Below are 13323 nucleotides of genomic sequence, written 5' to 3'. Positions count from 1 at the left end.
GAAGCCGCGAACGACGGAAACGATGGAGGTGTGCGCGATGCTCAGCGAACGCAGACTCGAAGTGCTGCGCGCCATCGTCCAGGACTACGTCGGGACGGAGGAGCCGGTCGGCTCCAAGGCGCTCACCGAGCGGCACCGGCTCGGCGTCTCGCCCGCCACCGTGCGCAACGACATGGCCGTGCTGGAGGACGAGGGCTACATCGCGCAGCCCCACACCAGCGCCGGCCGGATCCCCACCGACAAGGGCTACCGCCTCTTCGTCGACAGGCTGGCGGGGGTCAAACCGCTGTCGACGCCCGAGCGCCGGGCCATCCAGAACTTCCTCGACGGGGCCGTGGACCTCGACGACGTCGTCGGCCGTACGGTGCGGCTGCTCGCGCAGCTCACCCGGCAGGTCGCCGTCGTCCAGTACCCGTCGCTGACCCGGTCCACCGTCCGGCACGTGGAACTGCTCGCGCTGGCCCCGGCCCGCCTGATGCTCGTCCTCATCACGGACACCGGCCGGGTCGAGCAGCGGCTCGTCGACTGCCAGACCCCCTTCGGGGAGGCCTCGCTCGCGGACCTGCGGGCCCGCCTCAACAGCCGTGTCGTCGGCCGCCGGTTCACCGACGTGCCGCCGCTGGTGCAGGACCTTCCGGAGTCCTTCGAGAACGAGGACCGGGTGACGGTGCGAGCCGTCCTCGACACCCTCCTCGAAACGCTGGTCGAGGAGGCGGAGGAGCGGCTGATGATCGGCGGCACCGCCAACCTCACCCGCTTCGGACACGATTTTCCCCTGACGATCAGGCCGGTGCTCGAAGCGCTGGAGGAGCAGGTCGTGCTCCTCAAGCTGCTGGGCGAGGCCAGTGAGTCGGGAATGGCCGTAAAGATCGGGCATGAGAATGCCTACGAGGGACTGAACTCCACGTCCGTCGTCTCGGTCGGCTACGGTTCGGGCGGCGAAGCAGTCGCCAAACTCGGCGTGGTCGGACCGACCCGCATGGACTACCCCGGAACGATGGGAGCGGTACGCGCAGTGGCACGTTACGTCGGACAGATCCTGGCGGAGTCGTAAGTGGCCACGGACTACTACGCCGTTCTCGGCGTGCGCCGCGACGCATCGCAGGACGAGATCAAGAAGGCATTCCGGCGGCTCGCGCGCGAGCTGCACCCGGATGTGAACCCTGATCCCAAGACGCAAGAGCGTTTCAAGGAGATCAACGCCGCCTACGAGGTCCTCTCGGACCCGCAGAAGAAGCAGGTCTTCGACCTCGGCGGCGACCCGCTGTCCTCCTCGGGCGGCGGCGGGGCCGGCGGCTTCGGAGCGGGTGGCTTCGGCAACTTCTCCGACATCATGGACGCCTTCTTCGGCCAGTCCTCGCAGCGCGGACCGCGCTCGCGGACGCGCCGCGGCCAGGACGCCATGATCCGCCTCGACCTGGAACTGGACGAGGCCGCCTTCGGCACGACCAAGGACATCCAGGTCGACACGGCCGTCGTCTGCACCACCTGCTCCGGCGAAGGCGCCGCCCCCGGCACCTCGGCGCAGACCTGCGACATGTGCCGCGGCCGCGGTGAGGTCTCGCAGGTCACCCGGTCCTTCCTGGGCCAGGTCATGACCTCGCGCCCCTGCCCGCAGTGCCAGGGCTTCGGCACCGTGGTCCCGACCCCCTGCCCCGAGTGCGCGGGCGACGGCCGGGTCCGCTCCCGCCGCAGCCTCACCGTCAAGATCCCGGCGGGCGTCGAGAACGGCACCCGGATCCAGCTCGCGGGCGAGGGCGAGGTCGGCCCCGGCGGCGGCCCCGCCGGCGACCTGTACGTGGAGATCCACGAGCTGCCGCACCCGACCTTCCAGCGGCGCGGGGACGACCTGCACTGCACGGTCACCATCCCGATGACCGCGGCGGCCCTGGGCACCAAGTGCCCGCTGGAGACGCTGGACGGCCTGGAGGAGATCGACATCCGGCCCGGCACCCAGTCCGGCCAGGCGATCCCCCTGCACGGCCGGGGCGTCACGCACCTGCGCGGCGGCGGTCGCGGCGACCTGATCGTCCACGTCGAGGTCACCACCCCCAGCAAGCTGGACCCGGCGCAGGAGGACCTGCTGCGCCAGCTGGCGAAGCTGCGCGGCGAAGAGCGGCCCCTCGGCCAGTTCGCGCCGGGCCAGCAAGGCCTGTTCAGCCGCCTGAAGGACGCCTTCAACGGGCGCTGAGCCGCGCGCGGAGCAGCGTACGAGAACACCTGCGAGCCCGGTCCGGGGATGCCCCGGACCGGGCTCGCGGCATGCGGACGGCAGGGCGGCGGCGGTATTCAGGCACCCCGGTGAAGGGGACTATGCCAGGCGAATGCCGTGATTCGGTCCCGTGAGCGGGACATGGCACGATGCAGCTCATGTCCTCCGCACCGAACGGTCTCTTCGCGTACCCGATCGTGCAGGCGCCCATGGCGGGCGGCGCGTCCTGCCCGCCGCTCGCGGCCGCCGTGTGCGAAGCGGGCGGACTGGGCTTCCTCGCCGGCGGCTACAAGACCGCCGACGGCATGTACCAGGAGATCAAGCGGCTGCGCGCGCTCACCCGCCGCCCCTTCGGCGTCAACCTCTTCATGCCGCAGGCCTCCCACGTGGACCCGGCGGTCCTGGAGGTCTACCGCGGGCACCTCGCCAGTGAGGCCTCCTGGTACGAGATCTCCCTCGCCGACGAGGACATCATGGGCACCTGCGACGACGGCTACGACGCCAAACTGGCCATTCTCATCGAGGACCCGGTACCCGTGGTCTCGTTCACCTTCGGCCTGCCCTCGCCCGCGGCCTTCACCTGCCTGCGCAAGGTCGGTACGTACACGATCGTCACCGTCACCTCCGTCGAGGAGGCCCGCGCCGCGCAGGCTGCCGGCGCCGACGCCGTCTGCGTCCAGGGCGTGGAGGCGGGCGGCCACCAGGGCACCCACCGCGACGACCCGCAGGGCGACGGCACGGCCGGAGTCGGCCTGCTCGCACTCGTCGCGCAGGTGCGCGAGGCCGTGGCCCTCCCGATCATCGCGGCGGGCGGCCTGATGCGCGGCTCGCAGATCGCCGCGCTGCTCGCCGCGGGCGCGGAGGCCGCGCAGCTCGGCACGGCCTTCCTGGCCTGCCCGGAGTCCGGCGCGCACGCCCTGCACAAGAAGGCGCTGACCGACCCGCTGTTCGTCCGGACGGAGCTGACCCGGGCCTTCTCGGGGCGGCCGGCCCGCGGGCTGGTCAACCGGTTCATGCGCGAGCACGGCCCGTACGCCCCGGCCGCGTACCCGCAGGTGCACCACCTGACCGCGCCGCTGCGCAAGGCCGCCGCCGCGGCCGGGGACCCGCAGGGCATGGCCCTGTGGGCCGGCCAGGGGCACCGGCTGGCCCGGGCCCTGCCGGCCGGGGAACTGGTGGAGGTGCTCGCGGCGGAACTCGGCGCGGCACAGGACGTGTTGAAGGCAATGCAGATGAGGAGTGCGTCATGACCGCCCCGGTGTTCGTGGTCGAAAAGGTTCCCGCGGGGCCGGAGTTCGTCCTGGACGGCCCGGAGGGCCGCCACGCGGTCTCCGTGAAGCGGCTGGCCCCCGGCGAGGCCCTCGTGCTGACCGACGGCCGGGGCGGCTGGGCCGAGGCCGTCGTGACGGCCGCCGAGGGCAAGGACCGCCTCGTCGTCTCCGTGTCCGGGGTCTTCGAGGAGGCGGAGCCGGCCGTCCGGATCACCGTCGTCCAGGCCCTGCCCAAGGGCGACCGGGGCGAGGTCGCCGTCGAGACCATGACGGAGACCGGCGTCGACGCGATCGTGCCCTGGCAGGCCTCGCGCTGCATCACCCAGTGGCGCGGCGACCGGGGGGCCAAATCCCTCGCGAAGTGGCGGGCCACCGCCCGGGAGTCGGGCAAGCAGTCCCGCCGGGTCCGCTTCCCCGAGGTCGAGGAGGCACTGTCGACCAAGCAGGTCGCGGCGCTGCTCGCCGGTGCCGACCTCGCCGTGGTGCTGCACGAGGACCGGGACGCCCCCTCGGGCGCGCTGGCCACCGCGGAACTGCCCGCCGCCGGCTCCATCGTCCTGGTCGTCGGCCCCGAGGGCGGGGTCTCCCCGGACGAGCTCGCCGCCTTCGCCGCGGCCGGGGCGCACCCGTACCGGCTGGGGCCCTCGGTGCTGCGCACCTCCACGGCGGGCACGGCCGCCGCGGCGGTCCTGCTGGCGAGGACGGGCCGCTGGTCCTGACGGGCCGCTGGTCCTGACGAGCCGCTGGTCCTGGCCGGCGGCCGGTCCTGACGGGCCGCCGGCCCTGAGCGGTGCGGCCGACGGCGGTGGATACGATGCCGGAACCGATCACCCGTCACGAAGGGCTCAGCACATGGCCGGGGAACCGCAGGCCGACTGCCTGTTCTGCAAGATCGTCGCGGGGAACATCCCCGCGACGGTCGTCCGGGAGACGGACACCACCGTCGCCTTCCGCGACATCAACCCGCAGGCGCCCACCCACGTCCTCGTCATCCCGAAGGTGCACTACCCCGACGCCGCCTCCCTCGCGGCCGCGGAGCCCGGGATCGCCGCCGACGTCCTGACCGAGGCCGGCCGCGTCGCCGCCGACGAGGGGCTCGCCGACCGCGGCTACCGCCTCGTCTTCAACACCGGCGCCGGCGCCGGCCAGGTCGTCTTCCACGCCCACGTGCACGTCCTCGGCGGCCGCGGCTTCGAATGGCCCCCGGGATAAACCGTGTCCGTACGCGAACTCGTGGTGCTCGGCACCGCCAGCCAGGTGCCCACCCGCCACCGCAACCACAACGGCTACCTGCTGCGCTGGGACGGCGAGGGCATCCTCTTCGATCCCGGCGAGGGCACCCAGCGCCAGATGCTCCGCGCCGGGGTGGCCGCGCACGACATCAACCGGATCTGCGTCACCCACTTCCACGGTGACCACAGCCTCGGGCTCGCCGGGGTGATCCAGCGGATCAACCTCGACCGGGTCCCGCACCCCGTCACCGCCCACTACCCGGCCTCCGGGCAGAAGTTCTTCGACCGGCTGCGGTACGCCACGGCCTACCGAGAGACCGTCCAGCTCGCCGAGGAGCCGGTGGCCGAGGACGGGATCCTGGCGCGCGGGGACGCGTACACCCTGGACGCCGTACGGCTCTCGCACCCGGTGGAGTCCTTCGGCTACCGGGTCACCGAGCCCGACGGGCGCCGGATACGGCCCGAACTGCTCGCGTTCCACGGGATCAAGGGGCCGGACGTGGGGCGGATCCAGCGCGAGGGCAGCCTCGGCGGGGTCACCCTGGAGCAGGTCAGCGAGGCGCGCGCCGGACAGCGGTTCGCCTTCGTCATGGACACCCGGCTCTGCGGTGGCGTCGAGGTGCTCGCTGCGGGCTGCGACATGCTGGTCATCGAGTCGACCTTCCTCGACGAGGACGTCCAACTGGCCACCGACCACGGGCACCTCACCGCCGGGCAGGCGGCCCGGGCGGCGCGGGACGGGGGCGTACGCCACCTCGTGCTGACGCACTTCTCGCAGCGGTACGGCGACCCGTCCGAGTTCGAACGCCAGGCCCGTGCGGCCGGCTTCGAGGGCGAGCTGACGATCGCCGCGGATCTCGTACGGGTTCCCGTGCCGAAGCGGGCCGGGTAGCGGGCCCCGGTCCTAGGCGTCGGTGCGGATCCGGCGGCGGGTGCGGTCTCGGGCTCGGCGGGCCGGTGTCGGGGAGAGCAGGAGCACACGGAGCGGGGGCAGGCGCAGCGGGCGGGCGCGGAGCTGCGCGAGCTCCACGACCTCCAGCTCCTGCGCGCCGACCCTCGGCACCGAGCCGGCCGGCGTCCCGGCTCCGGCGGCGAGCACGGCCGCCGGGGCCCCGCCGCGCCGGCGCACCGAGCCGGGGGTCAGCGGGCGTCCGCCGACGTGCAGGGCGACCGCGGCCATCGGCCCGGCCACCGCCAGCAGCAGCCCTCCGAGGGCCAGGCCCATGCCGGGGAACCCCGCGCGCTCGGCGAGCAGGCTCCCGGTGACGGGCCCGCAGGCCACGCCGAGCGAGGACGCGGAACCGACCAGGACGGCCCAGCGCCCGCGCGGGTCGAGGGCGGCGGCGAGGCCGATGGCGTAGGAGAGCACGACGGGGTAGACCGCGTTCCACAGGATCTCCCCGGCCGCGAAGGACCCCAGGTCCCGCGCGTGCGAGGCCAGCACCACGCAGCAGGCGATGACCGCCGTGCCCACCCCCACCGGGACCGCCCGCCCGAGCCGGGCCCCGAGCGCGGAGGCGGCGGTGACCCCGAGAAGCCCGGCGCCGAGCGCGGCCGCGAAGACGATCCCGAGGGTGACCTCGGAGAGGCCCGCCTGCTGCGCGCCGATGCGGCCGCTGACGCCCCAGAGGGCGTTCTGGGCCAGCGACCACAGCATCAGGGCCCCGGCGAGCACCACCCCGGCGCGGGGGTACGGCAGCCGCCCGGAGACCCGTACGGCGGCGTGGCCGGTGCCGTCGGTGCGGTCCGCACCGGCCAGGCGGCCCGTCGCCGGCCAGCACGCCAGCGCGACCAGGGCGATCGCAGCGAAGGGCAGCCCGTGCCCGCCGCCGAGCCGGGGCAGGGTCAGGTACAGGGCCCCGGCCGTCGCCGACACCGACAGCAGCCCCAGCGAGGAGGTCCGGTGCGGGTCGCGCTGCGCCGCGATCCCGGAGGCGGCCACGGCGGTGGCCGTGCCCGAGCCGAAGCCGCCGAGGACGGCGCCCGCGACGACGAGGGGGAGTTGTGCGGTGGCGGCCGCCGTGCCGTACCCGAGGGCGGCGAGCAGCAGCCCGAGCCGGGCCAGCGGACGCGGCCCGTGGCGCGGGATGCGCGAGGCGAGGGTGAACCCGGCGGCGGCCGAGCCGAGCAGCAGGACCGAGCCGATCAGGCCGGCCTGCGCGGGGCTCAGCGGGAGGTTCGCGTCGAGCCGGCCGACGACGGTCGGCAGCAGGTACGGGGCGACGTAACCGGAGGTGAAGAGTGCGACGAGCGGCCAGGCGGCGGGCGGCGCGGGGGTGCGGTCGGGCACGGTTGATCCAGGTGACACAGGTGGAGCATGAGATTCCGCAAGTGCGCGGGGCTCATATTTATCAAGTGGCAGGATCTTCGGAGAAGGGCGTTCAGGCGGTGATCTGCGTCACACTGTAGAGCGGGTCCTCCCCGGCGGGAGGGCCCGACGGCGGACGCGGGTTGAACCCATGGGCGAGACGGGTTCCAGCCCAGTGAAGAAACGACCCGCCAAGATCAGAACGAGCGCCGACCCGAACGGGGAGTACATCGTGACCAGTCGCAGCAGCCGGGACAGCCTCGACTCCGCCGTGGACCCGCTCGGTCCGCTGCGCGACCCCCAAGAACCCGGCTGCGACGTCTTCCTGACGGGCACGGTCTTCCTCGACATCATCTTCACCGGCCTCGACTCGGCCCCCGTGCGCGGCACGGAGTCCTGGGCGCGCGGCATGGGGTCCAGCCCGGGCGGCGTCGCCAACATGGCCACCGCCCTCGCCCGGCTCGGCCTTCGCACCTCCCTGGCCGCCGCCTTCGGGGACGACCACTACGGGGAGTACTGCTGGGACGCCCTCGAACAGGGCGAGGGCATCGACCTGTCGATGTCGCGGACCGTGCCCGGCTGGCACAGCCCCGTCACCGTCTCGATGGCGTACGAGGGCGAGCGCACGATGGTCTCCCACGGCCACGAGGCCCCGCCCCCGGCGGGCCCCGGACCGTTCCCCCAGTGCCCGCCTCGCGCCCGCGCGGCCGTGGCCTCGCTCGGCCCGGGCGGCGGCGAGGCCTGGGTCGCCGAGGCGGCCCGGCGCGGGGCCCGGGTCTTCGCCGACGTCGGCTGGGACGACAGCGGGCGCTGGGACCTGGGGGCGCTGGCCGACCTGGAGCACTGCGAGGCCTTCCTGCCCAACGCGGGGGAGGCGATGGCCTACACGCGCACCGACTGCCCGCGCGCGGCGGCCCGGGCGCTGGCAGAGAAGGTGCCGATCGCGGTGGTGACGATGGGCTCCGAGGGCTCGTACGCGGTGGACGGGCGGACCGGGGAGACGGCCGAGGTCCCCGCGATCGCGGTCGACGCCCTGGATCCGACCGGCGCGGGCGACGTGTACGTGGCGGGCTTCCTGACCGGCACCCTCGCCGAGTGGCCGCTCGCGGACCGGCTCGCCTTCGCGGGCCTGACGGCCGCCCTGTCGGTGCAGGAGTTCGGCGGCTCCCTGTCCGCCCCGGGCTGGCCGGAGGTGGCGCACTGGTGGCGGACCGCCCCGGAGGAGCTGCGGGGGCGGTACGGATTCCTGGACGACCTGGTCCCGCGGGCCGCGGAGCCGGCCAGCCGGCGGCGGGCGGTTCCTACGATCGGCTTCCGCCAGTCGGCTTAGGCCTGGCCGGCCGGGGAACGGAGTCGGGGGCATGTGGGGCCGGGCCCCTGCTCCGGATACCCCTGCCCCCCGGGTGGTCCGGCCGGGTGCGGCGCCGTTGCCGGGGGCCGGCTCCCGGGCCCCCGCTCCTCAAGCGCCGGAGGGGCTGGTCTGGGCCGGTGGCCGGGTGCGGCGCCGTTGCCGGGGGCCGGCCCCCGGGCCCCCGCTCCTCAAGCGCCGGAGGGGCTCGTCGGGCCGAGGGGCTGGTGTGGGCGGGAGGCGCCGATGTGGGTCGGCGCGGCCCGCAGAGCCTGCTGGGGGCGCGGGCCGCGCGCCTGCCGGGGCCGGGACCCGGCTGTCCCGGACGGGCCGGGCTTTCGGGCCGCCCGAGCAGGTCCCGCAAGGGACCCCGTAAAACCCCTCGGGGATGCCGGGGCGGCGACGTAGGCTTGGAAGTCCGGTGGCCGTCGATCGGCGCGGCCCCTCAGTGGGAGGTATGCGCAGGCCACAGTGCCGGCCCATGACTCAGACACCGACAGCCAAGACCCCCGCGCCGGGGCAGGCGCGAGCCCACTTCTCCGTACCGGCCACCCACCCGATGGTGTCGGTCCTCGGCTCGGGCGACGCCCTGTTGCGCGTGATCGAGAAGGCCTTCCCGAGGGCCGACATCCATGTTCGGGGCAATCAGGTCAGCGCGATCGGCGCGGCGGCGGAAGTCGCTCTGATCCAGCGCCTGTTCGACGAGATGATGCTGGTGCTCCGCACCGGGCAGCCGATGACGGAGGACGCAGTGGAACGCTCGATCGCCATGCTCAAGTCGAGCGGCAACGGCGAGGGCCCGGACGAGACGCCCGCCGAGGTGCTCACCCAGAACATCCTCTCCAGCCGCGGCCGGACCATCCGTCCCAAGACGCTCAACCAGAAGCGGTACGTCGACGCGATCGACAAGCACACGATCGTCTTCGGCATCGGCCCCGCCGGTACCGGCAAGACCTACCTCGCCATGGCCAAGGCGGTCCAGGCCCTGCAGTCCAAGCAGGTCAGCAGGATCATCCTGACCCGCCCGGCGGTGGAGGCCGGCGAACGCCTCGGCTTCCTCCCCGGCACCCTCTTCGACAAGATCGACCCGTACCTGCGGCCGCTCTACGACGCCCTGCACGACATGATCGACCCGGACTCGATCCCGCGGCTGATGGCGGCGGGGACCATCGAGGTGGCGCCGCTGGCGTACATGAGGGGTAGAGCGCATCCGATTTTCACACAAGTGTTGACCCCGGACGGTTGGCGTGCCATCGGCGACCTCCAGGTGGGCGACCTGGTCGTCGGGTCGAACGGCGAGCCGACGCCCGTCCTCGGCGTCTACCCGCAGGGAGAGAAGGACATCTACCGCGTCACGGCCCAGGACGGCGCCTGGACCCTGTGCTGTGGTGAGCACCTGTGGACGGTCCGTACGGCATCGGACAAGCGGCGTGACAAGCCGTGGCGGGTCCTGGAGACGAAAGAGATGATCGGCAACCTCCGCGCGGCGCACGCTCGCCGCTACGAGCTGCCGATGCTCACTGCTCCGGTCGCCTTCCCTGAGCGCGAGATCCCGATGGACCCGTACGCGCTCGGTCTGCTGCTCGGCGATGGGTGTCTCACCGGTTCGACCACGCCTTCCTTCGCCACGGAGGACGAGGAACTCGTCCATGCCCTGGCGGCAGCGCTTCCCGGTATGACCGCACGGCACAGGGGTGGTCCCGATTATGTTTTGAACAGGGTGAAGTCGCCCGGCGACGTGGTCACCCTGGCGAACCCCGTTACCCGGGTCATGCGGGAGCTGGACCTGCTGGGCACCCGCTCGCACACCAAGTTCGTGCCGGACGACTACCTGTTCAACACCGAAGACGTCCGCCTCGCCGTGCTCCAGGGTCTGCTCGACTCCGATGGAGGCCCTGTCACCCAGCAGGACCGCACCTGCCGGATCCAGTACTCCACCACGTCGATCGTCCTGCGGGACGACGTGATCGCCCTCGTCCAGTCCCTCGGCGGGGTGGCCTACACCCGGCGTCGCGCGGCCGAGGGCCACAAGCAGGGCACTGCCCTTGCCGCCCACCGGCATGACTCGCACGTCGTCGACATCCGCCTCCCCGAGGGCATCGAGCCCTTCCGCCTTACCCGCAAGCGGGACGCTTACCACGCCGCAGGCGGCGGTGGGCGCCCGATGCGCTTCATCGACTCCATCGAGCCCGCGGGCCGCGAGGAGGCGGTCTGCATCCAGGTGGCCGCCGAGGACTCGCTGTACGTCACGCAGGACTACCTGCTGACGCACAACACCCTCAACGAGGCCTTCGTCGTCCTCGACGAGGCGCAGAACACCACCCCCGAGCAGATGAAGATGTTCCTGACCCGGCTCGGGTTCGACTCGAAGATCGTCGTCACCGGCGACGTGACCCAGGTCGACCTCCCCGGCGGCGCCAAGAGCGGTCTGCGGCAGGTGCAGGACATCCTCGAAGGGGTGCCGGACATCGCCTTCTCGCGGCTCACGTCCGAGGATGTCGTCCGGCACAAGCTGGTCGGCCGTATCGTCGACGCGTACGAGAAGTACGACGACAGCCAGGACGCGAAGCAGTCGCGGAACGGCTTCCAGCGGAAGTAGAAATCAGCGCACCATGTCGATCGACGTCAACAACGAGTCCGGAACCGATGTCGACGAGCGGGCGATCCTCGACATCGCCCGCTACGCACTCGCCCGGATGCGGATCCACCCGCTCTCGGAGCTCTCCGTCATCGTCGTCGACGAGGACGCGATGGAGCAGCTCCACATCCAGTGGATGGACCTGCCCGGACCCACCGACGTCATGTCCTTCCCGATGGACGAGCTGCGTCCGCCGAAGAAGGACGAGGAGGAGCCCCCGCAGGGGCTCCTCGGTGACATCGTGCTCTGCCCCGAGGTCGCCAAGAAGCAGGGCGAGGACGCGCCGACGCAGCACTCCATGGACGAGGAGCTCCAGCTCCTGACCGTCCACGGGGTGCTGCACCTGCTCGGGTACGACCACGAGGAGCCGGACGAGAAGGCCGAGATGTTCGGCCTCCAGGCGGCCATCGTCGACGGCTGGCGCGGCGAGAACGGCGTGACCGGCCCGTCCCCGGCACCGACCGTCTCATGACCGGTGATCTTCAGCTGATCACCGGGGCCGTCCTGCTGGTCGTGGTGGCCTGGTTCGCCGCGTGCGCGGAGTCCGGGATCGCCCGGATCTCCGCCTTCCGCGCCGAACAGGCCGTACGGGAGGGCCGGCGCGGCAGCGCGAAGCTGGCCCAGGTCGCCGGCGACCCCACCCGCTACGTCAATGTCGCGCTGCTGGTCCGGGTCACCTGCGAGATGGCGGCGGGCGTGCTCGTCACGTACGTCTGCCTCGACGCGTTCGGGGAGAACTGGACCGCGCTGCTCGTGGCCATCGGCGTCATGGTGCTCGTGTCCTACGTGGCGGTCGGGGTCTCTCCGCGCACCATCGGCCGGCAGCACCCGCTGAACACGGCGACGGCGGCGTCCTACGTCCTCGTGCCGCTCGCCCGGATCATGGGGCCCATCCCGCAGTTGCTGATCCTCCTCGGCAACGCGCTCACGCCCGGGAAGGGCTTCCGCAAGGGGCCCTTCGCCTCCGAGGCGGAGCTGCGCGCGATGGTCGACCTGGCGGAGAAGGAATCGCTGATCGAGGACGACGAGCGCCGCATGGTGCACCAGGTCTTCGAGCTGGGCGACACGCTCGTGCGCGAGGTCATGGTGCCGCGCACCGATCTGGTCTGCATCGAGCGGTACAAGACGGTCCGTCAGGCGACCACGCTCGCGCTGCGGTCCGGCTTCTCGCGGATCCCGGTGACCGGGGAGAACGAGGACGACATCGTCGGCATCGTGTACCTGAAGGACCTGGTCCGCAAGACGCACATCAGCCGGGACGCGGAGAGCGACCTGGTCTCCACGGCGATAAGGCCCGCGGTGTTCGTGCCGGACACCAAGAACGCGGGCGACCTGCTGCGCGAGATGCAGTCGGTGCGCAACCACGTGGCGGTCGTCATCGACGAGTACGGCGGCACCGCCGGGATCGTCACCATCGAGGACATCCTGGAGGAGATCGTCGGCGAGATCACCGACGAGTACGACCGGGAGATCGCGCCGGTGGAGGACCTGGGCGGGGACCGCTACCGGGTCACCGCACGGCTGGACATCACCGACCTCGGCGAACTGTTCAAGGTGGACTCCTTCGACGACGAGGACGTGGAGACGGTCGGCGGACTGCTCGCCAAGGCGCTGGGCCGGGTGCCGATCGCCGGCGCCTCGGCCGTGGTGGACCTGCCGGACGGGCGGCCCCTGCGGCTGACGGCCGAATCCCCGGCGGGACGGCGGAACAAGATCGTGACCGTGCTGGTGGAGCCGGTGGTACCGGTGGAGGGCCAGGAAGGGGAGACGGAGTGACGCCGGCGGAGCTGCGCGCCTTCTGTCTCGGGTTCAACGCGGCGGTGGAGGAGTTCCCCTTCACGCCGGAGACCTCGGTGTTCAAGGTGCTGGGGAAGGTGTTCGCGCTGAGCGCGCTGGACGCCGACCCGCTGAAGGTCAACCTCAAGTGCGAGCCGGAGCGGGCGGTGGCGCTGCGGGCGGAGCACGAAGCGGTCGTGCCCGGCTGGCACATGAACAAGCGGCACTGGAACACGGTGACCGCGGGCGGGGCGGGCGCGCTGCCCGACGCGCTGGTCCGGGAGCTGGTGGAGGACTCGTACGACCTGGTGGTCGCGGGCCTGCCTCGGGCGGAGCGGCTGCGGCTCGACCGGCCGTAGCCGGCCTTGGCCGGCCGTGGCGTTGCCCGGTGTGGAATCGGGGGAGGGTCCAAGGTCACGGATCACAGGACCTTCGGGGCCGTGGATCCGCTTACGCAGCGCTTAGTTTTATCCCTGCGCCACCAAGATCCCGGGGGGATACCGGGGGTGGAGGGGAGAGCGCGTCGGCGGGGTCGTCG

At 72.6% G+C, this 13323-nt stretch carries 12 protein-coding genes; 11 read left to right on the top strand and 1 reads right to left on the bottom strand.

Features of this window, described 5'->3' with window-relative positions:
* Window positions 1-37 precede the first annotated feature (37 nt).
* From hrcA to ACFWBW_RS30605, 6 genes are all read left to right on the top strand, one after another.
* Window positions 38-1054, top strand: coding sequence for a heat-inducible transcriptional repressor HrcA (hrcA, locus tag ACFWBW_RS30630; protein ID WP_385379246.1), 1017 nt, complete (start codon window positions 38-40; stop codon window positions 1052-1054).
* Window positions 1055-2191 carry a molecular chaperone DnaJ gene (dnaJ, locus tag ACFWBW_RS30625; RefSeq protein WP_243334753.1) on the top strand — a complete coding sequence of 379 codons (1137 nt, stop codon included), beginning with the start codon at window positions 1055-1057 and terminating at the stop codon, window positions 2189-2191. It abuts the gene before it with no gap.
* Window positions 2192-2370: 179 nt separating this feature from the next.
* Window positions 2371-3462 carry a nitronate monooxygenase gene (locus tag ACFWBW_RS30620; protein ID WP_385379243.1) on the top strand — a complete coding sequence of 364 codons (1092 nt, stop codon included), beginning with the start codon at window positions 2371-2373 and terminating at the stop codon, window positions 3460-3462.
* Window positions 3459-4202, top strand: a complete 744-nt coding sequence (locus tag ACFWBW_RS30615; protein WP_385379240.1) for a 16S rRNA (uracil(1498)-N(3))-methyltransferase — start codon at window positions 3459-3461, stop codon at window positions 4200-4202. Before ACFWBW_RS30620 ends, ACFWBW_RS30615 begins: the two co-directional genes overlap by 4 nt.
* A gap of 133 nt (window positions 4203-4335) precedes the next feature.
* The gene (locus ACFWBW_RS30610; RefSeq protein WP_385379237.1) at window positions 4336-4695 is read left to right on the top strand and encodes a histidine triad nucleotide-binding protein; all 360 of its coding nucleotides are present in this window, start codon (window positions 4336-4338) and stop codon (window positions 4693-4695) included.
* Between the two features lie 3 nt (window positions 4696-4698).
* Window positions 4699-5607 carry a ribonuclease Z gene (locus tag ACFWBW_RS30605; RefSeq protein WP_385379234.1) on the top strand — a complete coding sequence of 303 codons (909 nt, stop codon included), beginning with the start codon at window positions 4699-4701 and terminating at the stop codon, window positions 5605-5607.
* A 12-nt stretch (window positions 5608-5619) separates the two neighbouring features.
* Here ACFWBW_RS30605 and ACFWBW_RS30600 read toward each other — a convergent pair whose 3' ends face one another.
* Complete coding sequence (locus ACFWBW_RS30600; protein ID WP_385379230.1) at window positions 5620-7005, bottom strand: MFS transporter; 1386 nt, start codon at window positions 7003-7005, stop codon at window positions 5620-5622.
* A gap of 169 nt (window positions 7006-7174) precedes the next feature.
* Between ACFWBW_RS30600 and ACFWBW_RS30595 the strand changes: the two genes are divergently transcribed.
* The 5 genes from ACFWBW_RS30595 (at window position 7175) to ACFWBW_RS30575 (ending at window position 13144) form a co-directional block, all read left to right on the top strand.
* A complete protein-coding gene (locus ACFWBW_RS30595) occupies window positions 7175-8353 on the top strand; it encodes a carbohydrate kinase family protein (protein ID WP_385379227.1) in 1179 nt (392 codons plus the stop codon).
* A 499-nt stretch (window positions 8354-8852) separates the two neighbouring features.
* Complete coding sequence (locus tag ACFWBW_RS30590; RefSeq protein WP_385379224.1) at window positions 8853-10970, top strand: PhoH family protein; 2118 nt, start codon at window positions 8853-8855, stop codon at window positions 10968-10970.
* A gap of 13 nt (window positions 10971-10983) precedes the next feature.
* Window positions 10984-11481, top strand: a complete 498-nt coding sequence (gene ybeY / locus ACFWBW_RS30585) for an rRNA maturation RNase YbeY (RefSeq protein WP_243334740.1) — start codon at window positions 10984-10986, stop codon at window positions 11479-11481.
* The gene (locus ACFWBW_RS30580) at window positions 11478-12785 is read left to right on the top strand and encodes a hemolysin family protein (protein ID WP_385379220.1); all 1308 of its coding nucleotides are present in this window, start codon (window positions 11478-11480) and stop codon (window positions 12783-12785) included. The genes ybeY and ACFWBW_RS30580 overlap by 4 nt, the downstream gene beginning before the upstream one ends.
* A complete protein-coding gene (locus ACFWBW_RS30575) occupies window positions 12782-13144 on the top strand; it encodes an MmcQ/YjbR family DNA-binding protein (protein WP_385379217.1) in 363 nt (120 codons plus the stop codon). Before ACFWBW_RS30580 ends, ACFWBW_RS30575 begins: the two co-directional genes overlap by 4 nt.
* Window positions 13145-13323: the final 179 nt, after the last annotated feature.

This window comes from Streptomyces sp. NPDC059957 (assembly GCF_042730015.1).
Classification (GTDB): Bacteria; Actinomycetota; Actinomycetes; order Streptomycetales; family Streptomycetaceae; genus Streptomyces.
This window is presented reverse-complemented; position numbering and strand designations above follow the sequence as displayed.